The following is a 24,912-nucleotide window of genomic DNA, read 5'->3' as shown; positions in this document are numbered from 1 at the left end:
TCAGCGGGCGACCAGCACGGGAAAGAGCTTGCCCAGGCCTTCGGCCATCACCTCGACGGCCAGGGCAGCCAGGATCAGCCCCATGAGCCGCGTCATCACGTTGATGCCGGTCTTGCCCAGCACGCGCGCGATGGGGTCGGCCAACGCGAAGCACAGCGCCGTGGCTCCGGCGATGACCACGCCGTAGCCCACCAGCGCCAGGTGCTGCCAGAACGTCTGCGCCCGGTCGGCGTAGATCACCACGGTGGACATGCTGGCCGGCCCGGTCAGCAGCGGAATGGTGAGCGGCACCACGGCGATGCTGTCGCCCTGGGCGGCTTTCTCGGCGCCTTCTTCCAGTTCGTGCGTGTGGGGCTTGGCTTCGGCCGGCTGGGCGTTGAGCATGTTCATCGCGCTGATGAGCAGCAGCATGCCGCCGCCCACCTGGAAGCTCTGCAGCGAGATGTTGAAGAACTCCAGGATCTGCAGGCCGAACAGCGCACAGGCCGCGATCACGCAGAACGCGCTGAAGGCCGCGACCTGGATGGTGCGGCGGCGCTGGCGCTGCGAAAAGCCGTCGGTGTAGTGGATGAAGAACGGCACGATGGCCAGCGGGTTCACGATGGCAAGCAGCGTGATGAGCGGTTTCAGGTCCATCAGCGGCCTCCGGAGACGTCGAGCAAAGACAGGGTGGTGTAGCTGGCTGCGTCGGACATCAGCCAGACGATGGCCTCGGCCACTTCTTCGGCCGTGCCGCCGCGCCCCATGGGCACCTGGTGGGCCAGGTCGCGCACGCGATCGGGCAGGCCGCCGCTGGCGTGGATGTCGGTGTCGATCAGGCCGGGCCGCACCGCGTTCACGCGAATGCCCTCGGCGGCCACCTCGCGGGCCAGGCCGAGCGTGAGCGTGTCGATGGCGCTTTTGGACGCGGCGTAGTCCACGTACTGGCCGGCGGCGCCCAGGCGCGACGCGGCGCTGGAGACATTCACGATGCTGCCGCCCGCGCCGCCGTGACTAGTGCTCATGCGCCGCACGGCCTCGCGCGCGCAGATGAAGCTGCCCACCACGTTGATGTCGAACATGCGGCGCAGGCGCTCGGCGCTCATCTGGTCCACGCGGGCCGGCACATCGACCACGCCGGCGTTGTTCACCAGGGCATCGAGCCGGCCCAGGCGGGCATCGACGGCCTGGAAGAGGGCGACGACTTCGTCTTCCTTCGCCACGTCGGCCTGCAACGCGATGGCCTGGCCGCCCGCTTCGTGGATCTGCCGCACCACGGCGTCGGCCGCCTGCGCGTCACGGGCGTAATTGACCGCGACCGTCCAGCCCTGGCGCGCGGCCAGCCGGGCGGTGGCTGCCCCGATGCCGCGGCTACCGCCGGTCACAAGTACCACTTTGTTCAATTGCCATCTCCTGCAAGAATGCCCCTTTGGCGAAAGGTCTCGCATTACAGCATCCCGCAGGCCCGGGCGACCACCGGGCCCGCGCGTCTTTTTCTTCTCCCCCAACCGCTTTTCATCCATCCGACAAAGGAGTCGCAACATCATGGGCAATTTCGTGGACATCACATCGGCCGACGGTTTCAAGGTGCCCGCCTGGGTCGCGCAGCCGGAAGGGCCCGTGCGCGGCGCCGTGGTCGTGCTGCAGGAGATCTTCGGCGTGAATTCGCACATCCGCGCCGTGGCGGACCGGCTCGCCGCGCGGGGTTACCTCGCCGTGGCACCTGCCACCTTCGAAAGGGTGCAACCCGGCGTGGAACTGGGCTACAGCGCGCAGGACATGCAAGACGGCATGGCCCTCAAGAGCCGGGTCGAGGGCCTGCCGGGCGCGGGCGTGCTGCCAGACATCCAAGCCGCTATCGACCATGCAGCCCAGGCCAGCGGCGGCAAGGTCGCCATCGTGGGCTTTTGCTGGGGCGGCCTGCTCACATGGCGTGCAGCGTGCGAGCTGAACGGCCTGTCGGCCGCGGTCTGCTACTACGGCGGCGGCATGACCACCACCGAGGAAAGCGCACGCACGCCCCAGTGCCCGGTGCTCGCCCACTTCGGCGACCGCGACCATTTCATCGCGCTCGACAGCGTGCAAGCCTTCGGCCGCGCCCACCCCGAGGTGGAAGTGCATGTGTACGACGCCGACCACGGCTTCAACTGCGACCAGCGCGGATCCTACGACGAAGCCGCGGCCACCCTGGCACGCGAGCGCACGCTGGCATTCTTCGCCAAGCACATCGGCTGAAAGACGCCGCCTGCGCCGGGATTCAGCGACGCCCGGCGCATCCGCCACTTTGCCTGCCAACGCCCCCGGCAAGCAGGTGGCAGTCTCCCTGAAACGGCTGAGCTGGGCTGGTGTCTCGCAGGGCCGTAAGGCTGAGTCCCACACAGCCGTAGAACCCCGGCCCTTAGCGTCGCGGGCATGCGCCGTGACCCCATTCCCGAACTAGGCTCCCCTGCCGGTGCCGCCGTGCGCCGCGCGCTGGGGCAGGTCCATGCCTTTGAATCCGACCCTGCAGCGCAGTGCTCGACCGCTGCACGGTTTCGCTGGCTCGCGCGGGTGACCGGCGACGATGTCGTCGTCGGCAAACTCTTCGAATCCCACCTTGACGCGCTCGGCATCGCCCAGGAAATCCTGGGCGTAAACGAAGCCGCTGCGCTGCGCAAGGTGGTCGATCCGCTGGAAGGGCTCTGGGGCGTCTGGGCATCCGAAGGGCCGGCGGGCTCCGGGCTGCAACTCCATTGGGAGGCCGATGGCCGCCTGACCGTGACCGGGCGCAAAAGCTGGTGTTCCGGCGCCGGTGGCGCCAATGCCGCGCTGGTCACCGCGCGCGATGCCGATGGCCAGCCGCAATTCGTCGCCGTCTCGATGCGCCATCCAGGCGTGACGGTCACCCGCGAAGGCTGGGAGGCCGTGGGCATGGCGGACACCGCCAGCGTCGATGTGCTGTTCGATGCGGTGCCGGCCTGGGCCGTGGGCGTCCCCGGCGCCTACCTGGACCGGCCCGGCTTCTGGCATGGCGCGGCGGGCATCGCCGCGTGCTGGCACGGCGCCGCCTGCGCCGTGGCGCAGCCGCTGCGCCAGCGGGTGCAGCAGCGCGGCGACGCGGCCGACGGCCTGTTGGCTGCGCACCTGGGCGCGGTGGACTGCGCGCTGTCCGCTGCGGCCCATGCCTTGCGCCATGCGGCCGAAGCCATAAACCGCCACCGGGCACAGGTCTCACTTGGAGAAGTCGGCACGCCTTTCGGCCGCCGCGAGGCGCTTCAGGTGCGCGGCACCGTGGAGGCCGCAGCGACCACCACCATCGACCACATCGGACGCGCCCTGGGCGCAGGGCCGCTGTGCCGCGACGCGGGCCATGCCCGGCGGGTGGCGGACCTGTCGGTGTTTTTGCGCCAGAGCCACGCCGAGTGGGATCTGGCCGTGCTGGGCCGCCTTGCGGCGCAGGCTTGCCCATCCACCCCCCTGGGAGACGGCGCATGGACGCTCTGATCGCTCTGCACAAGCCCATGGCGAGGTTGCCCCCTGCGCCAGCCCGTCCGAAAAGCGCCCTGGCCCGGCCGTGGCTGCACACCACGCCGCAGTCGCTGGTGGCGCCGGCAAGCCGCATCGTCCTGGTGGCGCCGCACCCCGACGACGAGGTCCTGGCCCTGGGCGGCACGGTGGCGCAACTGGCGCGCTTCGGGCATGAGGTGCTGGTGTATGCCGTGACCGATGGCGAGGCCAGCCACCCGGGCTCGGGCCGCTGGACGCCCGCGCAGTTGCTGCAGACCCGGCCGCAGGAGTCGGCCGATGCGCTGGCGCAGCTGGGCATCGCGGCCCACGTGATCCGCCTGGGTTTGCCGGACGGGGGTGTGGCGGCCCAGGAGAGGTCGCTGGCCATGCAATTGCAGTTGCTGCCGACCGACACGGTCTTCGTGCCCTGGCGCTTCGACGGCCATCCCGACCACGAAGCCTGCGCCCGGGCCACCCTGGCGGCAGCCCGCACGGCGGGCGCACGCTGCATCGAGTTTCCCGTCTGGGCGCTGGTGCCCGAGCACGAAGCCCACGGGCGATTGCGCCAGCGGGCGCTGCAGTGCATCGCGGTGGACGCTGGCCTGATGCGCGCGAAAGCCCGGGCCGTACAGGCGTTCCAGAGCCAGATCCAGCCCGATGGCGACGCCGCGCCGGTGCTGCAGCCCTCGGCCTTGCGTGCCTGGAGCGGCCGCTGCGAATGGGTGATGGCCTGACATGGCCGCGCCGTTCGCCGATGCCGGTCATTTCGAACAATTGCATGCGCGCAGCGCCGACCCCTGGGGCGTGCACGCGCGCTGGTACGAGCGCCGCAAGCGCGATCTGCTGCTGGCGGCGCTTCCGCGGGCCCGGTATGCGCAGGGCTTCGAGCCCGGCTGTTCGGTGGGCGGCAACACGCTGGCACTGGCCGCGCGCTGCGACCAGCTCATCGCCTGCGACGCCAGCACTGCCGCCCTGGACCGCGCGGCCGCCACGCTGAAGGGCGTGCGCAACGTGGTGCTGCGCCACTGGACGTTTCCGCACCGCTGGCCCGACACCCCCAGCGATCTCATCGTGGTGGCCGAACTCGCCTATTACCTGCCGCCGGAAGATTTCGCGCGGTTCCTGGCGGAGGTGCCAGCGCACCTGCAGCGGGGCGGCCATCTGGCCCTGTGCCACTGGCGCGCGCCCGTGGCCGATGCGCAGGCCGATGGCGACGGCATCCACGGCGCAGCGCGGCAGGCGCTGGCGCTCGACTCCGTAGGAAGCTGGGGCGACGAGGACATGCGCATCGACATCTGGCAGCACGGCGGCACCACCTCGGTCGCGGCCACGGGCGGCGCGCAGGAGCGGCTGGCATCCGTACCGGCGCCCGCCCCGACACCGGAGTCCGCTCCATGATCGGCGTCTGCATTCCCGCCCACGATGAGGCGGACCTTATCGGGGCCTGTCTGGCGTCGATCAGCGCGGCGGCCGCGCAGGTGTTTCCGCGGGAGCCGGTGCGTGTCGTGGTGGTGGCGGACGCTTGCCGCGACGCCACGGCGGCGCTGGCGCGTGCGCACGGCTGCGACGTGCTGGAGATCGACGCGCGCTGCGTGGGCGCGGCCCGGGCTGCGGGCATGGACCATCTGGTCGGGCTCGGCGCCCGCTGGCTGTGCTGCACCGACGCCGACAGCCGCGTGCCCCCGCACTGGATCACGGCGCAACTGGCCTGCGCCAGCGATGCGGTTTGCGGCACCATCGGCGTCGAGGACTGGCACGAGCACCCGCTCCATGTGGCGCAGGCCTTCGCCACGCATTACCAGGACCGCAACGGGCACCGGCACATCCACGGGGCCAACCTGGGCCTTTCCGCGGCCGCCTACCGCCGCGCCGGCGGCTTTGCCGCACTGGTGGCGCACGAAGACGTGCGGCTGGTGGAGGCGCTGATCGCCCAGCAGGCGACCGTGGCGTGGGTGCGCGATCCGCGGGTGATCACCAGCGCCCGCCGCATCGCGCGAGCGCCCGAGGGCTTTGCCGCGTGGCTCCAGGCGCGCTGGCATGCGGACCCGGAGATGCCGATCGCCGTGGCGGCCTGAGCAGCCGGCCCGCGCGGCCCCCAGCTTTCGGCCCGGGTGGCTGGCGGGAGGCCTTCTGCCTCCAGGCAGGCCTAAGAGTGAAATAGGCCTCCAGCGCAATAACCACTAGGGTGCATTGCTATGTAATTTATAGCAATCTTATGGCGACCGCATCTCAGTGCGCACCCGCTGCCGCGTCGGCGCTGCCCGCGCTCGCCTTGATCGGGTGGGCCAGCCACACCAGCGGAATCAGCAGCATGAAGAGGATCGCCGAGGCGTAGAAGATGTCGTTGGCCGCCAGCATGAACGCCTGCTGGTTCACCAGGCGCTCCACCTGGCCCAGCGCCTGCTCGGGCGTGAGGCCGCTGGCCTGCAGGCCCTGCAGCGTCTGCGTGACGACGCCCGAGCCTTGCTGCAGCCCTTCGGTGAGCTGCGCATGGTGCAGCGTGGCGCGGCGTTCCCAGAGCGTGGTCGAGACCGACGTGCCGATCGCGCCGGCCGTGATGCGCATGAAGTTGGACAGCCCCGAGGCCGACGGAATGCGTGCCGGCGCGATCTCCGACAGCGTGATCGTCACCAGCGGAATGAAGAAGAACGCCATGGCGATCCCCTGGATGATCGTGGGCACCATGATGGTTGCCAGATCGGCCTGGGTGTTGAAGCGCGACCGCATCCACAGCACCAGCGCGAACACCAGGAAGGCAAACGTGGCGAAGCGCCGCGGATCGACCTTGGCGATGTTCTTGCCCACCACCGGCGACAGCACCAGCGCGAGCACGCCCACCGGCGCCAGCACTTCGCCGGCCTGCGTGGCGGTGTAGCCCATGTACTGCTGCAGCCACAGCGGCAGCAGCACCACGTTGCCGAAGAACAGGCCGTAGCCCACCGACGTGGCCAACGCGCCGGCCCAGAAATTGCGGATTCTGAACAGCGTGAGGTCCACCACCGGGTGCGGCTCGCCGCGCTCCCAGATCATGAAGGCGATGAAGCCCACCACGGCCGTCACGCCGCAGGCCACGACCCACGGCGAGGCGAACCAGTCGTGCTCCTTGCCGATGTCCAGCATCACCTGCATGGCCGCCACCCAGATCACCAGCAGCGCGAGGCCGATGGAGTCGATGGGCAGCGCGCGCCGCTCGGATTCGCGCTTGTGGAAGATGCTCCACGTGACCAGCACGGCCATGATCCCGACCGGCACGTTGATGTAGAAGATCCACGGCCAGCTCATGTTGTCGGTGATCCAGCCGCCCAGCAGCGGCCCCATCACCGGCGCGATGAGCGTGGTCATCGACCACATGGCCATCGCCAGCCCCGCCAGCGCCTTGGGGTAGCTGGAAAGCAGCAGCGACTGCGACAGCGGAATCATCGGCCCGGCCACGAAGCCCTGCAGCGCGCGGAAGGCGATCAGCGTGGCCATGTTGGGCGCGACGCCGCACAGCAGCGAGGCGATCACGAACAGCGTCACGCTGGCCACGAACAGGCGCACCTGTCCGAAGCGCTGCGACAGCCAGCCGGTGAGCGGCACGGCGATGGCATTGGCCACCGCGAAGCTGGTGATGACCCAGGTGCCCTGCGTGGGGCTCACGCCCAGGTCGCCCGCGATGGCGGGCAGGGACACGTTGGCGATCGACGTGTCCAGCACGTTCATGAACGTCGCGGCCGACAGGGCCAGCGTGCCCCACATGCGCGCGCTGCCTTCCAGGGGCGGCGGCGCCAGGGGCGGAGAAGTGGTGGCGGAAGACATGGTTCAGCGTTTTGTGGGAGTGGTTCTACGGCTGGCCCGCTCCGGCAGTGCGGAGCGGGTCTGTCTCGGGAAGAAGGCGAAGAGCGGTGCCGGGTCTGGTGCCGGTTCGAAGGGCCGGGCCGGCCGAGGTCAGTGCGAGGCGGTGGTGGCAGGCGCCATCGCCACCTGTGCGGTGCCCGTGGGCTTGGCCGGCGCCGCGGCCAGGGCGGACTTGTAGCCCGGGCCGGCATTGGCCGCGATGATGCGGGCCACATCGGCCTCGGCGCCCTTGTCCAGGTCCTGGTACACGGTGGTTTGCGCCACGGCCTGCGTGCGGGGCGCGTCGGCCAGCAGGTGGCCGCTGCGGTCCTGCGTGTTCACCGTCACGTCCATCGACAGGCCCACGCGCAGCGGGTGGGCGCGCAGCTGTTCGGCGTCCAGCGCGATGCGCACGGGCACGCGCTGCACCACCTTGATCCAGTTGCCCGTGGCGTTCTGCGCGGGCAGCAGCGCGAAGGCCGAGCCCGTGCCCACGCCCATGCCGGCGATGGTGCCGGTGTATTCCACCTTCTTGCCGTACAGGTCGGCCGTGAGCTTGGCGGGCTGGCCCAGGCGCAGGTTGCGCAGCTGGTTTTCCTTGAAGTTCGCGTCCACCCACACCTGGTTGAGCGGCACCACGGTCATCAGCGGCGTGCCGGCGGCCACGCGCTGGCCCAGTTGCACGGTGCGGCGCGCGACATAGCCGTCCACGGGGGCGGGCAGGTCGGTGCGGCGCGCGGCCAGATAGGCCTCGCGCACCTTGGCGGCGGCGGCCAGCACGTTGGGGTTCTGGTCCACGGCGATGCCCTGGGTGAGCGACTGGTTGCTGGCGAGCTGCTCGCGCGCCGACACCACGCCGGCCTCGGCCGCCGCCAGTGCGGTGCGGGCTGAATCAAGCTGGTTCTGGGCGTGGTTCAACTCTTCTTTCGAGACCGCGCCGTTGCCCGCCAGCGCCTGGCGGCGCCGCAGGTCGTCGGTGGCGCGTGCGATGTCGGAGCGGGCCTTGGCCACGTCGGCCTGGCGCAGGTTGATCTGCGCGGTGAGCGAACCGTTGTTGGAGTACAGCGTGCGCGCCTGGCGCACGGCCTGGGCGAGGCCGGCTTCGGCTTGCTCCAGCGCCACGGTGGCGTCGGCCGGGTCCAGCTTGACGAGCGGCGCGCCGGCCTTCACGAAGTCGGTGTCGTCGGCCAGGATGGACATGACCGTGCCGCCCGTCTGCGGCGTGATCTGGATCACGTTGCCCTGCACGTAGGCGTTGTCGGTGTCTTCGTAATGGCTGGCCACCAGCCAGTCGTACACGCCCCAGGCGCCGCCGGCCAGCACGACGACGACGGCGAGCGAGATGAGTGCCTTGCGGCGGCGGCCCTTGGCGGCGCCGGCATCTGCGGGGATGTTGGGGGTTTGCGGTGCGTTCATGGAAAAGGCTCCTCGCGTCGGAAATGCGTTGCGGTCTGAATGAAGGGAAACGGGCTCAATGCGCCGTGCTGGAGGTGGCGGCGGCTGCGGCAGGCGCCGTGGCGACGGCGCCCGTGCCAGCGGCAGCGCCAGGCATGGGGGCGGCATAGCCCCCGCCGAGGGCGCGGATGAGCGCGACCTGCGTGTCCAGGCGGCGGGCTTCCAGGTCCACGGCCTGACGGCGCTGCGCCAGCACGGCGGTCTCGGCGGTGAGCACGTTCAGGTAGTTACCGAGGCCCGCCTGGTAGCGCTGGCGGGCGATGTCGTAGGCGGCTTCGGCGGCTTCCTGCGCGTGGCGCTGCTCGGCCTGCTGGCGCTCGATCGAGCGGGACGACGCCAATTGGTCGGCCGCGTCATGCACGGCGTCGATCAGCGCGGCGTTGTAGCTCTCGACCGCCGCATCCACATCGGCTGCCTTGCCGCGCAGGTTGGCGCGCAGGCGGCCGGAATCGAAGATCGGCAGGCGGACCGCCGGGCCGATTCCCCATTCCTTGCTGCCCGCCTGGGCGAAATGGTCCAGCCCGATGGACGACAGGCCGAGGAACGCGGTGAGGTTCACGTTCGGATAGAACTGCGCCTTGGCCACGGCCACGTCCTGCGTGGCGGCTTCCACGCGCCAGCGCGCGGCGGCCACGTCCGGCCGGCGGCCCAGCAGGTCGGCCGGCAAGGTGCTGGGAATTGCTATCGAATGAATAGCGTCAAGGGCAGGAAAATCCAGGGCAGCCGCGGCATTCGGCTGTCCCACCAGGGCGCCCAGGGCGTTGCGTGTCAGCGCGATCTGTTCCTGGATCGCCTCGATCTGCTGGCGTGCCTCGGGCAGGCCGCCCTCGCTCTGGCGCCGCTCCAGTTGCGTGTCCAGGCCGGCATCCACCCGGTCGCGCACCAGGCGCAGCGTTTCGTTGCGCTGGGCCAGCGTGCGCTCGGCCACGCCCAGTTGGGCCTTCAGGCGCGCCAGCTGGAAATAGCTCCGGGCGACGTTGCTGGCCAGCAGCAGGCGGGCCGCCTGGGCGTCGGCCTGCGCGGCGTTGGCGCTGCCCAGGGCGGATTCGAGCGCCGCGCGGTTCTTGCCGAAGAAGTCGATCTCCCAACTGCCGGTCAGGCGGCCCGTGCCGCTGTTGAGCACGCTGCCGGCCAGCGGTGGCGGGTACGGCCCGTTGGCGCTGTAGAGCTGGCGGGTCACATCCAGGCTGCCGTTGAGCTGCGGGCCGTCGGCGGCGCGCGCGGTTTCGATGAACGCCTGGGCACGTGCGATGCGCGCCTCGGTCGCCTTCAGGTTGGGGTTGGTGGCCAGCGCCCGGTCGATGAGCGCGTCCAGCTGGCTGTCGCCGAAGCCCAGCCACCAGTCGGTGGGCAGGGTGGATTCGGCAAAGGCCTTCTGCGCGGCGCCCGTGCTGCCGGCAGGGGCGGTCAGCCCGAGCGAAGCGGCATCGCGCATCTGCGCGTGCGGCGCGATGCCCGACATGTCGGCGCAGGCCGTCAGGCCCGGCAGCGCCAGCAGCGCGATGGCCAGCGTGGCGAAATACTGCAGCGCGCCGCGCAAGGGGCTGCTGGAAGAGGGCTCGGCGGCCGGTGCGGCGCCGTCCAGGGCCGTGTCGGCCGTGGCGTGCGAGGGGTGGTCGAAAGTGGCGTTCATGGCTTGCTGACTCTCAGGAAAGACTGGGGGTGCCCGTGTCGGCGGCAGCGCCTAGCGCTTGCAGGTTGCCGTGGATGCGCTGCAGGAAATCCTGCAGCTGGCGGTACTCGGCCGGCTGGAAGCCCTGGGCGCAGATCTGCTGCACGCCGCCCAAGATGTCGGGAATCTGCGCGGCCGCCGCATGCCCTTCGGGCGTGAGTTCGATGTGCACGACCCGGCGGTCTTCCAGCGAGCGGGTGCGTGTGCACAGGCCCTTGGCTTCCAGCCGGTCCAGCAGGCGCGTCATGCCGCCAGCGTCGAGCTGGCACAGGCGCGCCAAGCCCGCCACGGTGTTTTCGTGCTTCAGGTACAGGCGCAGCAGCGGCTTCCATTGCGCATCGGTCAGGCCCAGGGGCTCCATGCGGCGCTCGATCTCGCTGGCGACGATGCAGACGATGCGACGCATCTGGTAGCCGATGCTTTCTTCCACCAGAAAAGGAATGCCCGCCACGGTCACAGGAGAGGGGGGCAGGCCGGGTGCAGGTGTTTTGCGGACGTCGATCATGGCCGCAACAATAATTGTCTAGACAAACATTGTCAAGTCGCTATTTGCCATGTCGGGTTCGCGAGGCCGCTCAACTGCCGGTGGAGGCGTAGTGGCGCAGGCCCAGGCGCCACGCGCCGAAAGCCGCCGCCAGAAAGGCGAAGCCGGCCAGCGGCGACACCCAGCCCACCCAACCGGGCGCGCCCAGCGGGTCCGGGTGCGACAGGATCGCCAGGCCCGGGTAATAGGCCACGCAGGCCAGCGGGACGGCGAACGTCAGCAGCCGGCGGAACCACTGCGCGTACAGCGCCAGCGGGTATTGCGCGGCCTGCACGCCGCCGTAGGTGAGCACATTGGCGATTTCCAGGCTCTCGACGGTCCAGAACGCCAGCGTGCCCTGCAGCACCAGAATGCCCAGGAACAAGGCCACCCCGCCCGCCACGGCCCAGGCCGTCAGGGCCACGGTGGCAGGGGTCCAGTCGATCGGTGCCTGCGTGGTGGCGAACGCCAGCACCGCCAGGCCCTGCAGCAGCCGGCCCAGCCGGCTGAGGCGCAGGTCGTGCCCCATGAGCTGCAGCGCCAGCGGACGCGGGCGAAGCAGCAACCGGTCGAACGCGCCGGTGCGCAGAAATTCGGTGCCGAGCACATCGAAGCCACGCCCCAGCGCGTCCGCCACCGCGAACATGCAATTCACCAAGCCGTAGAACAGCGCGACTTCGCCCAGGCCCCAGCCCTGCACGCTGCCGAAGCGGTGGAACAGTGCCCATACCGCGATCACTTCGATACCCGTGGCAAGAAACTGACCCACGGCCATCAGCAACGCCGACGCGGGGTAGCGCGCCTGCGCGTGCAGCGATGCGCCAGCCAGCCGAATGAAGAGTGCGAACGATCCCATCTCAGCCGCCTTGGATTTCAAGGTGGCGCAAGGTGCGCCCCATCGCCAGGCGGCCCAGCGCCACCAGCACGGCGATCCAGAACGCTTGCAGCGCCAGCCCCGCCGCCGCCTGACCGCCGGTCCATTGCCCGAAGTACAGGCGCGAGGGAATGTCCAGCAGCCCGGCCAGCGGCTGCACGATGAGCGCCCATTGCCAGGCGTCTGGCAGCAGCGTCAGCGGCAGCAGGTTGCCCGAGAGCACCACCACCGCCGGCACGGCGAGCGCATTGATGCCGCGCTCGTTCAGCGCTGCGGCCGCCGCCACGTTCAGCAGCATCACGAGTGCGGTGGACAACAGCACCGCCAGCCCCGCCGAGACGGAAAACGCCAGCATCGCAGCCGCACCGGCCGGGGGCTGCCAGGACCACTCGCGCCAGCCCAGCAGCGGCAGCAGCAGCGCGGAGAAAACCACCATGAGCGCCAGCCGCGGCAGCACGCGCGCGGCGATCCAGCCGGCGCTGCGCGCAAACCACAGCCCGTAGGCGTCCACCGGCCGAAGGCGGTCGTAGGCGACGGCGCCCGTGCGCACAGCCTGCGCCACTTCCGGGTCGCCCGACCACGGCAGCAGCGCGAGCAACCCCTGCGCCAGCCACGTGTAAGTGATGGCCTGCTGCAGCGGCATGGGCGCGCCCGAAGCGGCGGAGCCGCCGTAGAACGCGGCCAGCACCATCACCTTGATGCCGCCCCACCAGCACTGCGTGCCGAAGCCCGCCAGCGCGGCCGTGCGGTATTGCAGCATCTGCAGAAAGCGCGAAACGAAGGCCGCGGTGTAGGGCCGCAGCGCGAGCGGGGGCCTCATGCCTCGGCCGCGCCGTGCAGGGCGTAAAAGCGCGCGATGACTTCTTCGATCGCCAGGCCTTCCAGGCGGATGTCCTGCACCTCGTGCGCGGCCACCAGTTGCGCGATGAGGGCCGGCGCCGTCGTCTGCGCAGGATCGAACCCCAGCACCAGCGTGCGGCCTTCGCGGGCATGGACGGAGACGCCCGGTTGCGGCGCCAGCGAGGGCGCGTCGTGGCCGAAGTCCACCACCAGGCGCCGCTCTGCCATCACCTGGGCGCGCAGGGCTTCGACGGGGCTGTCGGCCAGCACGCGGCCATGGCCGATCACGATCACCCGCTCGGCCAGGGCCTCGATGTCGTGCATGTCGTGCGTGGTGAGCAGCACGGTCGTGCCGCGCTCTCGGTTGGCGCGGCGCACGAAGTCCCGCACCGCGAGCTTGGAGGGCGCATCCAGGCCGATGGTGGGCTCGTCGAGAAACAGGATGTCGGGCTCGTGCAGCAGCGCCGCCGCGATCTCTGCGCGCATGCGCTGGCCCAGCGAAAGCTGGCGCACGGGCTGCGCCAGCACGCTCTCCAGCGACAGCAGCGTCACCAGTTCATCGCGAGCGCGGCGGTAGCGCCGTTCGTCCACGCGGTAGATGTCCCGCAGCAGATCGAAGCCCTCGCCCACCGGCAGATCCCACCAGAGCTGGGTGCGCTGGCCGAACACCACGCCGATGTGCGCGACGTGGCGCTCGCGGTCGTCGCTGGGGTGGCGGCCATCGATCTCAACACGCCCGCCATCGGGCCGCAGAATGCCGGACAGGATCTTGATGGTGGTGGATTTGCCCGCGCCGTTGGGCCCGATGAAGCCCAGCAATTCGCCGCGCTCCAGCGTGAACGACACGCCCGACAACGCCGCCACCGTGCGCGTGCGCCGGTGCAGCAACCCGCGCAGCGCGCCGCCCAGGCCTGGCGCGCGCTCGGCGATGCGGTAGGTCTTGACGAGCTCGTCGACGAGGATGTGGGCCATGGGAGAAGCGCCGGAGGACCGGCATTGCGGGGTGTTGGAACGGGGGCGCGATTCTATCGGCGCCGTACCCAGCGCACCATGCCATGCCGCGCAGCCTTGCCCGGGTGCAACGCTGCGGCCAGGACCGGCTTCAGTGCTGGCCGGTGCGCGCCAGGTAGCGCTTGCGCCAGAACAGCGCGATCAGCGAAACGGCGATCACCATCATCGAACCCATCGCCCACCAAAAGCCATCTTGCTTGTGCACGAGCGGAATGAATTCGAAGTTCATGCCGAAGATGCCGGCGATGAGGTTCAGCGGCAGGAACACGGCGGTGAGCGCCGTCAGCGTGCGCATGATGTCGTTGGTGCGGTTGCTCTGCACGCTGAAGTGCATCTGCACGGCGGTCTCGGTGCTCTGCTCCAGCCGGCGCACGTGGTGCACCACGCGTTCGATGTGCTCCAGCACGTCGCGGCTGCGCACCTTGAGCAGGTCCAGTTCGCGCTCTAGCGCCGGGGTTTCGGGCTCGGGCCAGGTTTCGACCGCGTCGATCCAGTCCTGCACGGCGGTGTTCTGGTCTTCGCAGATCTCGTCGAGCTGGTGCAGCGCGAGCCGCGCTTCCAACAGCGCATTCCAGTTGGCGAAGCGTGCCCGGGGCTTGAGCAGTTCGGACTGCCAGTGGTCGAGCTGGCGGCTCAGTTCGCGGCGCAGGTCCAGGTAGCCGTCCACGATGAGGTTGACGACCCGCATCATCAGATCGGCGGGCGACGTCGGCAGGCGCCCCGCGGGCGACGCGCCTGGCCGGGGATCGCGCTGCGCCTCGCCACGCGCGGCGGCCAGCAGGCGCGACGCGTAGGCATCGCGCACCGCGCAGTCGGACGGGTGCACCGACAGCAGCACCTGGTCGAACACCGCGAACCCCACGGGGCTGGTGTCGATGCGCCGCAAGACGGGCGGGCCGCTCATGCGTTCCGGCGGCGTTGCGGTCGCTGTGGGCGCAGAGGGAAGACTGGACGGCGCCGTCCCCGCACCAGTGGCTGCCAGCCGGCGAAACACCAGCAGGTCGTACTGCGAGGTGTAGTCGTAGTGCGATGGCAGTTGCGCGTTCAGCAGGTCGGACACGTGCAGGTCCACCAGTTGCAGTCCGGTAGTGGCCTGCAGCGCGGCCTGCACCAGGCCCAGTTGCTCGCCGAAGGCCGCCCGTGTGCAGGAGATCCAGAAAAAGCCTGCGGCCGGGGGCTGGGAGGGCAGGGCGGCCAGCTCGGTGGCGTTGCCCTGGTGGATGTGAAAGATGCGCATGAAGGCCTGGGGCAGGACAGGGCGGGGAGGGCCGGCGCCTGCACCGCAGGCGGGCAGGCGCCGCTGGCGGTCTGGTTTACTTTTGCAGCAACCGTGCCGCGTCGCGGGCGAAGTACGTCAGCACGCCGTCGGCGCCCGCGCGCTTGAAGGCCAGCAGGCTTTCCATCATCACCGCGTCGTGGTCGAGCCAGCCGTTGGCGGCAGCGGCCTTGAGCATCGCGTATTCGCCGCTCACCTGGTAGGCGAAGGTCGGCACGCGGAATTCGTCCTTCACGCGGCGCACCACGTCCAGGTACGGCATGCCGGGCTTGACCATCACCATGTCGGCGCCTTCGGCGATGTCCAGCGCCACCTCGCGCAGAGCCTCGTCGGTGTTGCCCGGGTCCATCTGGTAGACGTTCTTGTCGGCTTTGCCCAGGGCCCCGCGCGTGCCCACGGCATCGCGGAACGGGCCGTAGAACGCGCTGGCGTACTTGGCGCTGTAGGCCATGATGCGGGTGTGGATGTGGCCCTGCACCTCCAGCGCCTCGCGGACCGCGCCGATGCGCCCGTCCATCATGTCGCTGGGCGCGACGATGTCCACGCCCGCCTCGGCATGCGTGAGCGCCTGGCCCGTGATGATCTCCACCGTCTCGTCGTTGATGATGTATCCGGTGGCGTCGAGCACGCCGTCCTGGCCGTGGCTGGTGTAGGGGTCCAGCGCCACGTCGGTCATCACACCGAGGCCAGGGAATTCTTTCTTGAGCGCCCGCACCACGCGGGGAATCAAGCCTTCGGGGTTCAGCGCTTCCTTGCCGTCGGGCGTCTTCAGGGCCGGGTCGATGGCCGGAAAAAGCGCCAGCACCGGAATGCCCAGCTTCACGCAGTCTTCGGCCACGGGCAGCAGCAGATCGAGGCTCAGGCGCTCCACGCCCGGCATGGAGGAAACCGCCTCGCTGCGGCCCTGGCCCTCATGCACGAAGACCGGGTAGATCAGGTCGTGCGGCGTGACTGCATGCTCGCGCACGAGGTTGCGGGTGAAGGCATCGCGGCGCAGGCGGCGCGGCCGGTTCTGGGGGAATGGGGTGGGGCTGGACAGATGCATCCCGAAATTGTGCGCCACATTGCCGCGCGGCCCGTGCGCAGGGCGCCGCGCCGCCGTGCCCTGGGACAAAAAGTCATGAACTTTCTTGGCCGCTTGCGGGCATGTGTGCTTTCCGCACCAAGTGCCTTTTTGGCGCCTGCCCGGCACGTACACTGCGGCCATGCTCTGGGTCAAAGCCTTTCACATCGTCTTCGTGGCCAGTTGGTTCGCCGGACTGTTCTACCTGCCACGGATCTTCGTCAACCTGGCCATGGTGGCCCCCGGATCGGCGGCCGAGCGCGACCGGCTCTTGATCATGGCCAGGAAGCTTCTTCGCTTCACCACGATCCTCGCCGTGCCGGCGATCGCCCTCGGGCTCTGGCTCTATCTGGGCTATGGCATCGGCCGCGGGCCGGGCAACGGCTGGATGCACGCCAAGCTCATGGTGGTGGTGCTCGCGGTGGGCTACCACCACGCCTGCAGCGTACTGCTGCGCAAACTGGCCAGCGGGCAAAGCCGGCGCAGCCATCGGTGGTTCCGCTGGTTCAATGAAGTGCCGGTGCTGCTGCTCGTGGCGGCAGTGGTGCTGGTCGTCGTCAAACCCTTTTAAACCCATCAAGCGCTGGCCGCGCGCCCCCTCGACGTGCACAAGACATCCGCCTGGCCCCTGGCGCTGATCTACGCGGCCCTCGTGGTCTTCGCCAGCCTGTTTCCTTTCGACGGCTGGCGCGAACAGGGCATCTCGCCCTGGGTCTTCCTGACGGCGCGCATTCCGCCGCCGTACTGGACCTGGTTCGACGTCAACATCAACATCGCGGGCTACGCACCCTTCGGCTTCCTGCTGGCGCTGGCCCTGCTGCGCACCGGCTGGCCACGGGCCGCGGTGCCGCTCGCGGCGCTGGCCGGTGGGCTGCTGGCGATGCTGATGGAGTTTCTGCAGATCTACCTGCCGCGGCGCGTGCCCTCCAACATGGATCTGGTGCTGAACGCGCTGGGGACCCTGGCCGGAGCGCTGCTGGCCACCTTGCTGGAACGGCTGGGCGCGCTGGACCGATGGAGCCGGCTGCGCGCGCGCTGGTTCGTGCCCGACGCCAGCGGGGCCCTGGCGCTGCTCGCGCTCTGGCCGGTGGCGCTGCTGTTTCCAGCGGCGGTGCCGTTCGGGCTGGGCCAGATGTGGGAGCGGCTCGAAATTGCGCTCGAAGATCTGCTGTCCGACACGCCTTTTCTGGACTGGCTGCCGATGCGCGAAACGCCTCTTGAGGCCCTGTCGCCCAGCGCCGAACTGCTTGCCGTGATGCTGGGTCTGCTGGTGCCGTGCCTGCTGGGCTATTGCGTGATCCGCCATATCGGCCGCCGCGTGGCGTTCTCGCTCGCCACCGTCGTGGCCGGCGTGTCGGTGACCGCCCTGTCTTCGGCGCTCAGCTACGGGCCGGCGCATGCGTGGGAATGGCTGGGCACCCCGGCCCGCGTGGGCGTGTGGGCCGGCATGGCGGTGGCGCTGATGCTGGTCGGCCTGCCCCGCCGCGCCAGCGCAGCGGTGTTGCTGCTGCTGCTGATGCTGCAGCTCAACATCCTCAACCAGGCGCCCACGAGCGCCTACTTCGCCGACACGCTGCAGGCCTGGGAGCAGGGCCGCTTCATCCGCTTTTATGGCATCGGCCAGTGGCTGGGCTGGCTCTGGCCCTATGTCACGCTGGTCTATGTGGTGCAGCGCGTGGCGCGGCGGGACCGCGAGACGGCTTAGGCCGACACGCCGCCGCGCACCGGCTCCTAAAATGCCCGAATGACCGACACCCCCACGCCGCCAGCCGCGCAGCCTGGCTACTACGCCCGCCACATCTTCTTTTGCCTGAACGACCGCACCAACGGTGAAGACAGCTGCGCCCACCATGGCGCGCAGGCTGCGTTCGACCGGTGCAAGTCCCAGGTCAAGGCCGCCGGTCTCTCCGGCCCCGGCAAGGTGCGGGTGAACAAGGCCGGCTGCCTGGACCGCTGCGCCGGCGGGCCCGTCGCCGTGGTCTACCCCGAAGGGACCTGGTACACCTTCGTGGACGGCAGCGACATCGACGAAATCGTGGAGTCGCACCTCAAGAACGGCCAGATCGTCGAGCGGTTGCTCACCCCACCGGAACTCGGGCGCTGATCGCCCTAGTTTCGATTTTTAAGCCATTTTGGCTGTCCGCCCTAGTGGTTATTGCGCTGACAGCTATCAATTAAATAGCAAATCAACGTGAATGCCCAGACTGAACGCCTGACCCTTGCCGGAGCGGCCGGTGCCATCGAAGCGGCCCGCGACGCGGCCCAGGTGGCCGACGACGGCCCGTCGCGCGGCGTCGCCGTGATCGCCCATCCGCATCCCCTGTTCGGCGGCGCCATGGACAACAAGGTGGTGCAGACCCTGGCGCGCGCCTTTGTGCACAGCGGATGGACCGCGGTGCGCTTCAATTTTCGCGGCGTCGGCGCCAGCGCCGGCACGCACGACGCCGGGCAGGGCGAGCTGGAGGATTTCCTGGAAGTGATTCGCCAGACGGCGCCCGACGGACCGCTGGCCCTGGCCGGGTTCTCGTTCGGCGCCTTCGTCACCAGCCACGCCGTGGAGCGGCTCTGGGGCGAGCGCGCCATCGAGCGCATCGTGCTCGTCGGCACCGCGGCCAGCCGTTTCACGGTGGCGCCCGTACCGGCGGAGGCCCATGACCGCACGCTCATCGTGCACGGCGAGCAGGACGACACGGTGCCGCTCGCGGCCGTCATGGACTGGGCGCGGCCGCAGATACTCCCCGTCACAGTCGTACCGGGCGGCGGGCATTTCTTTCACGGACAATTGCCGCTCCTGAAAAACTTGGTGTCCCGCCATCTGCTGGCGGGGAACTGACCGCCGCTCAGCCGCTCCCTCTACCGCACCGCGCGCGATCGGCCGCGGTCGCAACCGCCGTTCCGTTCCACCGTTTCCTGTCCGAATGCCTGTTTCCATGAAGATTCTCCTGCCCACGCTGCGCTCCTTCGTTCTTGCCGCCGTGCTGGCCCCTGCCGTCCTGTGGGCGCAAGGGCAGGCCCCCCAGCCGCCCGAAATCGCCGCGCGCAATTACCTGCTCCTCGATGTGACGGCGGGCCAGGTGCTGGCCTCCAAGGACATCGACGCACCGGTGGAGCAGGCGTCCCTCACCAAGCTCATGACGGGCTACCTGGTCTTCGACGCGCTGCGCGCCAAGAAGATCACCCTGGAGCAGAAGCTGCCCGTGAGCGTGCTGGCCTGGAAGATGCCAGGCTCCCGCATGTTCATCGACCCCAAGATGCAGGTGCCGGTGGAAGACCTCATCAAGGGGATGATCGTGCAGTCGGGCAACGACGCCACCATGGCGCTCGCCGAAGGCGTGGGCGGCACCGCCGAGAACTTCGTCAAGCTCATGAACGACCAGGCCAAGGCCTTGGGCATGAAGAACACGGCGTACAAGAACCCCGAGGGGTTGACCGAGCCGGGCCATACCACCACCGCGCGCGATCTGGGCGTGCTGGCCACCCGCTTGATGCAGGACTTTCCGGAGTACATGCATTACTACGCGACCAAGCACTACGCCTACCCCGGCACGCCACCCTCCAATGGCACCAACCGCAATTCGCTGCTGTTCCGTGATCCCACGGTAGACGGCCTCAAGACCGGCCACACCGCCGCCGCCGGCTACTGCCTGGTGGCCACGTCCAAGCGCGACTTCCCGAATGTCGGCCAGCGCCGCCTGTTGTCCATCGTGCTTGGGGCCTCCAGCGAGAACGCCCGCGCGAACGAAAGCCAGAAGCTCCTGAACTGGGGCTACACCGCTTTCGACGCCGTCAAGCTGTTCGATGCCGGCCAGCCCGCTGCCACGCCCGCGGTCTGGAAGGGCAAGCAAAACACTATCAAGATCGGCCGTCCGGACGCCATCGTGGTCACCGTGCCAGCCGGCAGCGCAGGCAAGGTCACGACGCAGATCGTGCGCACCGATCCGCTCGTCGCGCCTTTCACCAAGGGCCAGTCGATCGGAACGCTCAAGGTCTCGCTGGGCGAGCAGCAGATCGCCGAAGTGCCGCTGGTGGCGCTGGAGGCCGTGGAGCAGGCCGGCATCTTCGGCCGCGCCTGGGACGCCATGCGCCTGTGGATCAAGTGACACGCGGCGGGCCGGTGGACGGCCCGGCGATTGCTCCGGTCACACCAACCTGCTACACTAGAAAGCTTTTCGGAATTTCCGAAGGGATTCACGTTTTCGTTTTTCACGAAGCATTTCACGTTTAGGGACGTATTCATGCCAACCATCAATCAACTGGTCCGTCAGGGGCGCGAGGTCGAAAAGATCAAGTCCAAGAGCCCTGCGATGGAAAACTCTCCCCAGCGCCGCGGCGTGTGCACCCGTGTGTACACCACGACGCCAAAGAAGCCTAACTCCGCTCTGCGGAAGGTCGCAAAGGTTCGCCTGACCAACGGTTTCGAAGTCATTTCCTACATCGGCGGCGAAGGCCACAACCTGCAAGAACACAGCGTCGTGCTGGTTCGCGGCGGTCGTGTCAAGGACTTGCCCGGTGTGCGTTACCACATCGTGCGCGGCTCGCTCGACTTGCAAGGCGTGAAAGACCGCAAGCAAGCGCGCTCCAAGTACGGTGCCAAGAAGCCCAAGGCCAAGTAAGCCCTGCGCTTTTGCACAAGAATTTTCGGTGCTGTTCCCGCGTGGCGCGGTGATGCAGCGTAGTGGCCCCAAACGCAGGTTGTCTGCGCGGGTCGAGTAAGTGGGAGTCCTTCATTGGCTCTCGCGGTGTCTGAAAAGATGCCAACTGAAGCAAAGATAGAGGTAAAAAATGCCACGTCGTCGCGAAGTCCCCAAACGTGAAATCCTGCCGGATCCCAAGTTCGGCAATGTAGAGCTGTCCAAATTCATGAACGTGATCATGGAAGGCGGCAAAAAGGCAGTGGCAGAGCGCATCATTTACGGCGCTCTGGAACTGATCGAGAAGAAGCATCCTGACAAGGACCCTCTGGAAGCCTTCACCGTTGCCATCAACAACGTGAAGCCCATGGTCGAAGTGAAGTCCCGCCGCGTGGGCGGTGCGAACTACCAGGTTCCCGTGGAAGTGCGCCCCGTGCGCCGTCTGGCGCTGTCGATGCGCTGGATCAAGGAAGCCGCCCGCAAGCGCGGCGAAAAGTCGATGGCGCAACGCCTGGCCAACGAACTCCTGGAAGCCACGGAAGGCCGTGGCGGCGCGATGAAACGCCGTGACGAAGTGCACCGCATGGCCGAAGCCAACAAGGCATTCAGCCACTTCCGCTTCTAAGCCTTCAGGCTTTTTCCGGTGCAAACGTAAGGCCGCTGGCATTTTCTGCCTGCGGCCTTATCTTGATTCAGGTCACCGGCAAATTGTGGTGCTGCGTCGCAACCGCGGGTGGCCCATCACACGAACACAACGTTCAACCAAGGATTTACCATGGCTCGCAAGACCCCCATCGAGCGCTACCGCAATATCGGTATCTCGGCCCACATCGACGCTGGCAAGACCACGACGACCGAGCGGATTCTTTTCTACACCGGTGTGAACCACAAGATCGGTGAAGTGCATGACGGCGCAGCCACCATGGACTGGATGGAGCAAGAGCAAGAGCGCGGCATCACGATCACTTCGGCTGCCACCACCTGCTTCTGGAGCGGCATGGACCGTTCGTTCGCAGAACACCGCATCAACATCATCGACACCCCCGGCCACGTGGACTTCACCATTGAGGTGGAGCGCTCCATGCGCGTGCTGGACGGTGCCTGCATGGTGTATTGCGCTGTGGGCGGCGTGCAGCCCCAGTCGGAAACCGTGTGGCGCCAGGCGAACAAGTACAAGGTTCCCCGTCTCGCGTTCGTGAACAAGATGGACCGTACCGGTGCCAACTTCTTCAAGGTCGTCGAGCAGATGAAGCTGCGCCTGAAGGCCAACCCCGTGCCGATCGTGATCCCGATCGGTGCCGAGGAAAACTTCACGGGCGTGGTTGATCTGCGGAAGATGAAGGCCATCATCTGGGACGAAGCCTCGCAAGGCATGAAGTTCAACTTCGAAGAAATCCCTGCCGACCTGCTGGAAACGGCCAAGGAATGGCGCGAGAAGATGGTCGAGGCAGCTGCCGAGGCTTCCGAAGAGCTGATGAACAAGTACCTGGAAGAAGGTGATTTGTCTGAAGAGGAAATCACCCACGGCCTGCGTACGCGCGCTATCGCCTGCGAAATCCAGCCCATGCTCTGCGGCACGGCGTTCAAGAACAAGGGTGTTCAGCGCATGTTGGACGCCGTGATCGAACTCATGCCTTCGCCAGTGGACATTCCACCGGTTGGCGGTACCGATGATGACGAGCAGCCAACGAGCCGCAAGGCCGATGACTCGGAAAAGTTCTCTGCCCTGGCATTCAAGCTGATGACCGACCCGTTCGTGGGCCAGTTGACCTTCGTGCGTGTGTATTCCGGCGTTCTCTCCAAGGGCGACACGGTGTACAACCCCGTGCGCGGCAAGAAGGAGCGCATCGGCCGTATCGTGCAGATGCACGCCAACAACCGCGAAGAAGTCGATGAAATCCGCGCTGGCGACATCGCCGCCTGCGTGGGCCTCAAGGACGTGACGACCGGCGAAACGCTGTGCGATCCTTCCGCCATCGTGACGCTGGAGCGCATGGTGTTCCCCGAGCCCGTGATCCGTCAGGCTGTGGAGCCCAAGTCGAAGGCCGACCAGGAAAAGATGGGTATCGCACTGGGCCGTCTGGCTGCAGAAGATCCATCGTTCCGCGTGAGCACCGACGAAGAATCCGGCCAGACCATCATCGGCGGCATGGGCGAGCTCCACCTTGAAATCATCGTGGACCGCATGAAGCGCGAATTCGGCGTGGAAGCCAACGTGGGCAAGCCGCAAGTGGCCTACCGCGAAACCATCCGCAAGACGGTGGAAGAGGCCGAAGGCAAATTCGTTCGCCAATCCGGTGGTAAGGGCCAGTACGGCCACGTCGTGCTCAAGATCGAGCCGAACGAAGCCGGCAAGGGTATCGAGTTCGTCGATGCGATCAAGGGCGGTGTGGTGCCTCGCGAGTACATCCCAGCGGTGGAAAAGGGCATCAACGAAGCCGTGACGCAAGGCGTGCTGGCGGGATACCCCGTGGTGGACGTCAAGGTCACGCTGCACTTCGGTTCGTACCACGATGTGGACTCGAACGAACTGGCGTTCAAGATGGCTGCCATCTTCGGTTTCAAGGAAGGTTGCCGCAAGGCCAACCCCGTGATCCTCGAGCCAATGATGGCGGTGGAAGTGGAAACCCCGGAAGACTACGCCGGCACGGTGATGGGTGACTTGTCATCCCGCCGCGGCATGGTGCAGGGCATGGACGACATGGTCGGTGGCGGCAAGGCCATCAAGGCAGAAGTGCCCCTGTCCGAAATGTTCGGCTACTCGACCTCGCTGCGCTCTGCAACGCAAGGCCGTGCGACCTACACGATGGAATTCAAGCACTACAGCGAAGCCCCTCGCAATGTGTCGGAAGCCATCATGGCTGCACGCACCAAGTAATTGGTCAAAGGAGGGTTCGTTCCGCGAGCCCTTTTGGTTGGTTTGAATGAAATGGGCTGTCAGCGTTTATTGAATGAGCGCTGACAGCTATCGAATCAGTAGCAAGTTTCTTGCAATCTGCGATCCGGTGCCGTCCTGTTGCCCTGTGCGGGATGAATCAGCAACCGAATGCAGACGTTAAACCCTGACACAGGCATTGCTCTTTGGAGATTCAAAATGGCAAAAGGTAAGTTCGAACGTACCAAGCCCCACGTGAACGTGGGCACGATCGGTCACGTGGACCATGGCAAGACGACGCTGACGGCGGCCATCGCCACGGTGCTGTCCGCCAAGTTCGGCGGCGAAGCCAAGAAGTACGACGAAATCGATGCGGCTCCTGAAGAAAAGGCCCGCGGCATCACCATCAATACCGCCCACGTGGAATACGAAACGGCTGCCCGCCATTACGCCCACGTGGACTGCCCAGGCCACGCTGACTATGTGAAGAACATGATCACCGGTGCCGCCCAGATGGACGGCGCCATCCTTGTGTGCTCGGCCGCTGACGGCCCAATGCCCCAGACGCGTGAGCACATCCTGCTGGCCCGCCAAGTGGGTGTGCCTTACATCATCGTGTTCCTGAACAAGTGCGACATGGTGGACGACGAAGAGCTGCTGGAACTCGTCGAGATGGAAGTGCGCGAACTCCTGGACAAGTACGACTTCCCAGGCGACGACACCCCCATCGTGCGCGGCTCCGCCAAGCTCGCCCTGGAAGGCGACAAGGGCAAGCTGGGCGAAGAAGCCATCATGAAGCTGGCTGATGCCCTGGACACCTACATCCCCACGCCAGAGCGCGCTGTGGACGGCGCATTCCTGATGCCCGTGGAAGACGTGTTCTCCATCTCCGGTCGTGGCACCGTGGTGACCGGCCGTATCGAGCGCGGCATCATCAAGGTCGGCGAAGAAATCGAAATCGTCGGTATCCGCGACACGCAAAAGACCACCTGCACCGGCGTGGAAATGTTCCGCAAGCTGCTGGACCAAGGCCAGGCTGGCGACAACGTCGGTCTGCTGCTGCGCGGCACCAAGCGTGAAGACGTCGAGCGTGGCCAAGTGCTGTGCAAGCCCGGCTCCATCAAGCCGCACACGCACTTCACCGCCGAGGTGTACGTGCTGTCCAAGGACGAAGGTGGCCGTCACACGCCTTTCTTCAACAACTACCGTCCTCAGTTCTACTTCCGCACGACCGACGTGACCGGTGCCATCGAGCTGCCGGCCGACAAGGAAATGGTCATGCCAGGCGACAACGTGTCGATCACCGTCAAGCTGATCAACCCCATCGCCATGGAAGAAGGCCTGCGCTTCGCCATCCGTGAAGGCGGCCGTACCGTCGGCGCCGGCGTCGTGGCAAAGATCATTGCTTAAG

The 24,912-nt window shown here is 67.6% G+C and carries 25 protein-coding genes; 14 read left to right on the top strand and 11 right to left on the bottom strand.

All coding sequences use genetic code 11. The annotated features are described in order from the left end of the window. Nucleotides 1–636, bottom strand: a complete 636-nt coding sequence (locus BLT03_RS21670; protein ID WP_092745854.1) for a MarC family protein — start codon at nucleotides 634–636, stop codon at nucleotides 1–3. Then, nucleotides 636–1,382, bottom strand: coding sequence for an SDR family oxidoreductase (locus BLT03_RS21665; protein ID WP_092745853.1), 747 nt, complete (start codon nucleotides 1,380–1,382; stop codon nucleotides 636–638). The genes BLT03_RS21670 and BLT03_RS21665 overlap by 1 nt, the downstream gene beginning before the upstream one ends. Nucleotides 1,383–1,524: 142 nt before the next feature. Here BLT03_RS21665 and BLT03_RS21660 point away from each other — a divergent pair, with 142 nt between their 5' ends. From BLT03_RS21660 to BLT03_RS21640, 5 genes are all read left to right on the top strand, one after another. Then, nucleotides 1,525–2,214 (top strand): dienelactone hydrolase family protein, encoded by a 690-nt coding sequence (locus tag BLT03_RS21660; RefSeq protein ID WP_092745852.1) that lies wholly within the window; start codon nucleotides 1,525–1,527, stop codon nucleotides 2,212–2,214. A 177-nt stretch (nucleotides 2,215–2,391) separates the two neighbouring features. Continuing rightward, nucleotides 2,392–3,462, top strand: coding sequence for an acyl-CoA dehydrogenase family protein (locus BLT03_RS21655; protein WP_139160481.1), 1,071 nt, complete (start codon nucleotides 2,392–2,394; stop codon nucleotides 3,460–3,462). Next, nucleotides 3,450–4,199, top strand: coding sequence for a PIG-L deacetylase family protein (locus BLT03_RS21650; protein WP_092745850.1), 750 nt, complete (start codon nucleotides 3,450–3,452; stop codon nucleotides 4,197–4,199). The genes BLT03_RS21655 and BLT03_RS21650 overlap by 13 nt, the downstream gene beginning before the upstream one ends. A gap of 1 nt (nucleotide 4,200) precedes the next feature. Next, nucleotides 4,201–4,863, top strand: a complete 663-nt coding sequence (locus BLT03_RS21645; protein WP_092745849.1) for a methyltransferase domain-containing protein — start codon at nucleotides 4,201–4,203, stop codon at nucleotides 4,861–4,863. Continuing rightward, nucleotides 4,860–5,540, top strand: coding sequence for a glycosyltransferase family 2 protein (locus tag BLT03_RS21640; RefSeq protein WP_092745848.1), 681 nt, complete (start codon nucleotides 4,860–4,862; stop codon nucleotides 5,538–5,540). The genes BLT03_RS21645 and BLT03_RS21640 overlap by 4 nt, the downstream gene beginning before the upstream one ends. Nucleotides 5,541–5,694: 154 nt before the next feature. Here the strand turns inward: BLT03_RS21640 and BLT03_RS21635 are convergent, their stop codons facing one another. The 9 genes from BLT03_RS21635 to hemB form a co-directional block, all read right to left on the bottom strand. Beyond that, nucleotides 5,695–7,263 carry a DHA2 family efflux MFS transporter permease subunit gene (locus BLT03_RS21635; protein WP_092745847.1) on the bottom strand — a complete coding sequence of 523 codons (1,569 nt, stop codon included), beginning with the start codon at nucleotides 7,261–7,263 and terminating at the stop codon, nucleotides 5,695–5,697. A 129-nt stretch (nucleotides 7,264–7,392) separates the two neighbouring features. After that, nucleotides 7,393–8,697, bottom strand: coding sequence for an HlyD family secretion protein (locus BLT03_RS21630; RefSeq protein WP_092745846.1), 1,305 nt, complete (start codon nucleotides 8,695–8,697; stop codon nucleotides 7,393–7,395). Between the two features lie 55 nt (nucleotides 8,698–8,752). Beyond that, on the bottom strand, nucleotides 8,753–10,369 hold the full coding sequence (locus BLT03_RS21625) for an efflux transporter outer membrane subunit (RefSeq protein WP_092745845.1): 1,617 nt from the start codon (nucleotides 10,367–10,369) through the stop codon (nucleotides 8,753–8,755). Nucleotides 10,370–10,382: 13 nt separating this feature from the next. Further along, entirely contained in the window at nucleotides 10,383–10,913 is a 531-nt protein-coding gene (locus BLT03_RS21620; RefSeq protein ID WP_092745844.1) for a MarR family winged helix-turn-helix transcriptional regulator, read from the bottom strand. Between the two features lie 70 nt (nucleotides 10,914–10,983). Further along, complete coding sequence (locus tag BLT03_RS21615) at nucleotides 10,984–11,787, bottom strand: ABC transporter permease (protein ID WP_092745843.1); 804 nt, start codon at nucleotides 11,785–11,787, stop codon at nucleotides 10,984–10,986. 1 nt (nucleotide 11,788) lies between these two features. Further along, nucleotides 11,789–12,625 (bottom strand): ABC transporter permease, encoded by an 837-nt coding sequence (locus BLT03_RS21610; RefSeq protein ID WP_092745842.1) that lies wholly within the window; start codon nucleotides 12,623–12,625, stop codon nucleotides 11,789–11,791. Next, nucleotides 12,622–13,617 carry an ABC transporter ATP-binding protein gene (locus tag BLT03_RS21605; protein WP_092745841.1) on the bottom strand — a complete coding sequence of 332 codons (996 nt, stop codon included), beginning with the start codon at nucleotides 13,615–13,617 and terminating at the stop codon, nucleotides 12,622–12,624. Before BLT03_RS21605 ends, BLT03_RS21610 begins: the two co-directional genes overlap by 4 nt. A gap of 130 nt (nucleotides 13,618–13,747) precedes the next feature. Continuing rightward, a complete protein-coding gene (locus tag BLT03_RS21600; RefSeq protein ID WP_092745840.1) occupies nucleotides 13,748–14,893 on the bottom strand; it encodes a magnesium transporter CorA family protein in 1,146 nt (381 codons plus the stop codon). Nucleotides 14,894–14,969: 76 nt separating this feature from the next. Further along, nucleotides 14,970–15,977: a porphobilinogen synthase gene (hemB, locus tag BLT03_RS21595; protein ID WP_092745891.1), complete on the bottom strand. Its 1,008-nt coding sequence runs from the start codon at nucleotides 15,975–15,977 to the stop codon at nucleotides 14,970–14,972. Nucleotides 15,978–16,137: 160 nt separating this feature from the next. Here hemB and BLT03_RS21590 point away from each other — a divergent pair, with 160 nt between their 5' ends. From BLT03_RS21590 to tuf, 9 genes are all read left to right on the top strand, one after another. Beyond that, nucleotides 16,138–16,566, top strand: coding sequence for a CopD family protein (locus BLT03_RS21590; RefSeq protein ID WP_092745890.1), 429 nt, complete (start codon nucleotides 16,138–16,140; stop codon nucleotides 16,564–16,566). A gap of 33 nt (nucleotides 16,567–16,599) precedes the next feature. Then, complete coding sequence (locus BLT03_RS21585; protein WP_092745839.1) at nucleotides 16,600–17,700, top strand: VanZ family protein; 1,101 nt, start codon at nucleotides 16,600–16,602, stop codon at nucleotides 17,698–17,700. A gap of 39 nt (nucleotides 17,701–17,739) precedes the next feature. After that, complete coding sequence (locus BLT03_RS21580) at nucleotides 17,740–18,099, top strand: (2Fe-2S) ferredoxin domain-containing protein (protein WP_092745838.1); 360 nt, start codon at nucleotides 17,740–17,742, stop codon at nucleotides 18,097–18,099. A gap of 87 nt (nucleotides 18,100–18,186) precedes the next feature. Continuing rightward, nucleotides 18,187–18,828, top strand: coding sequence for an alpha/beta hydrolase (locus tag BLT03_RS21575; RefSeq protein WP_092745837.1), 642 nt, complete (start codon nucleotides 18,187–18,189; stop codon nucleotides 18,826–18,828). A gap of 97 nt (nucleotides 18,829–18,925) precedes the next feature. Continuing rightward, a complete protein-coding gene (locus BLT03_RS21570) occupies nucleotides 18,926–20,095 on the top strand; it encodes a D-alanyl-D-alanine carboxypeptidase family protein (protein WP_092745836.1) in 1,170 nt (389 codons plus the stop codon). 135 nt (nucleotides 20,096–20,230) lie between these two features. Next, entirely contained in the window at nucleotides 20,231–20,608 is a 378-nt protein-coding gene (gene rpsL, locus BLT03_RS21565; RefSeq protein WP_010104110.1) for a 30S ribosomal protein S12, read from the top strand. 169 nt (nucleotides 20,609–20,777) lie between these two features. Further along, nucleotides 20,778–21,251, top strand: coding sequence for a 30S ribosomal protein S7 (rpsG, locus tag BLT03_RS21560; protein WP_056668881.1), 474 nt, complete (start codon nucleotides 20,778–20,780; stop codon nucleotides 21,249–21,251). Between the two features lie 150 nt (nucleotides 21,252–21,401). Then, on the top strand, nucleotides 21,402–23,504 hold the full coding sequence (gene fusA / locus BLT03_RS21555; RefSeq protein ID WP_092745835.1) for an elongation factor G: 2,103 nt from the start codon (nucleotides 21,402–21,404) through the stop codon (nucleotides 23,502–23,504). 216 nt (nucleotides 23,505–23,720) lie between these two features. Then, the gene (gene tuf, locus BLT03_RS21550) at nucleotides 23,721–24,911 is read left to right on the top strand and encodes an elongation factor Tu (protein ID WP_092745834.1); all 1,191 of its coding nucleotides are present in this window, start codon (nucleotides 23,721–23,723) and stop codon (nucleotides 24,909–24,911) included. Nucleotide 24,912: the final 1 nt, after the last annotated feature.

It is taken from the genome of Paracidovorax valerianellae (genome assembly GCF_900102625.1).
GTDB classification, from domain to species: domain Bacteria; phylum Pseudomonadota; class Gammaproteobacteria; order Burkholderiales; family Burkholderiaceae_C; genus Paracidovorax; species Paracidovorax valerianellae.
The sequence above is the reverse complement of the archived record's forward strand: the minus strand, read 5'-3'. Positions and strand labels throughout refer to the sequence as shown.

Excerpts from the sequence above, each read along its gene's own strand:
- BLT03_RS21670 (WP_092745854.1), bottom strand. The coding sequence starts at position 636 with ATGGACCTGAAACCGCTCATCACGCTGCTTGCCATCGTGAACCCGCTG.
- BLT03_RS21660 (WP_092745852.1), top strand. The coding sequence starts at position 1,525 with ATGGGCAATTTCGTGGACATCACATCGGCCGACGGTTTCAAGGTGCCC.
- BLT03_RS21655 (WP_139160481.1), top strand. The coding sequence starts at position 2,392 with ATGCGCCGTGACCCCATTCCCGAACTAGGCTCCCCTGCCGGTGCCGCC.
- BLT03_RS21650 (WP_092745850.1), top strand. The coding sequence starts at position 3,450 with ATGGACGCTCTGATCGCTCTGCACAAGCCCATGGCGAGGTTGCCCCCT.
- BLT03_RS21645 (WP_092745849.1), top strand. The coding sequence starts at position 4,201 with ATGGCCGCGCCGTTCGCCGATGCCGGTCATTTCGAACAATTGCATGCG.
- BLT03_RS21640 (WP_092745848.1), top strand. The coding sequence starts at position 4,860 with ATGATCGGCGTCTGCATTCCCGCCCACGATGAGGCGGACCTTATCGGG.
- BLT03_RS21635 (WP_092745847.1), bottom strand. The coding sequence starts at position 7,263 with ATGTCTTCCGCCACCACTTCTCCGCCCCTGGCGCCGCCGCCCCTGGAA.
- BLT03_RS21630 (WP_092745846.1), bottom strand. The coding sequence starts at position 8,697 with ATGAACGCACCGCAAACCCCCAACATCCCCGCAGATGCCGGCGCCGCC.
- BLT03_RS21625 (WP_092745845.1), bottom strand. The coding sequence starts at position 10,369 with ATGAACGCCACTTTCGACCACCCCTCGCACGCCACGGCCGACACGGCC.
- BLT03_RS21620 (WP_092745844.1), bottom strand. The coding sequence starts at position 10,913 with ATGATCGACGTCCGCAAAACACCTGCACCCGGCCTGCCCCCCTCTCCT.
- BLT03_RS21615 (WP_092745843.1), bottom strand. The coding sequence starts at position 11,787 with ATGGGATCGTTCGCACTCTTCATTCGGCTGGCTGGCGCATCGCTGCAC.
- BLT03_RS21610 (WP_092745842.1), bottom strand. The coding sequence starts at position 12,625 with ATGAGGCCCCCGCTCGCGCTGCGGCCCTACACCGCGGCCTTCGTTTCG.
- BLT03_RS21605 (WP_092745841.1), bottom strand. The coding sequence starts at position 13,617 with ATGGCCCACATCCTCGTCGACGAGCTCGTCAAGACCTACCGCATCGCC.
- BLT03_RS21600 (WP_092745840.1), bottom strand. The coding sequence starts at position 14,893 with ATGCGCATCTTTCACATCCACCAGGGCAACGCCACCGAGCTGGCCGCC.
- hemB (WP_092745891.1), bottom strand. The coding sequence starts at position 15,977 with ATGCATCTGTCCAGCCCCACCCCATTCCCCCAGAACCGGCCGCGCCGC.
- BLT03_RS21590 (WP_092745890.1), top strand. The coding sequence starts at position 16,138 with ATGCTCTGGGTCAAAGCCTTTCACATCGTCTTCGTGGCCAGTTGGTTC.
- BLT03_RS21580 (WP_092745838.1), top strand. The coding sequence starts at position 17,740 with ATGACCGACACCCCCACGCCGCCAGCCGCGCAGCCTGGCTACTACGCC.
- BLT03_RS21570 (WP_092745836.1), top strand. The coding sequence starts at position 18,926 with ATGAAGATTCTCCTGCCCACGCTGCGCTCCTTCGTTCTTGCCGCCGTG.
- rpsL (WP_010104110.1), top strand. The coding sequence starts at position 20,231 with ATGCCAACCATCAATCAACTGGTCCGTCAGGGGCGCGAGGTCGAAAAG.
- rpsG (WP_056668881.1), top strand. The coding sequence starts at position 20,778 with ATGCCACGTCGTCGCGAAGTCCCCAAACGTGAAATCCTGCCGGATCCC.
- fusA (WP_092745835.1), top strand. The coding sequence starts at position 21,402 with ATGGCTCGCAAGACCCCCATCGAGCGCTACCGCAATATCGGTATCTCG.
- tuf (WP_092745834.1), top strand. The coding sequence starts at position 23,721 with ATGGCAAAAGGTAAGTTCGAACGTACCAAGCCCCACGTGAACGTGGGC.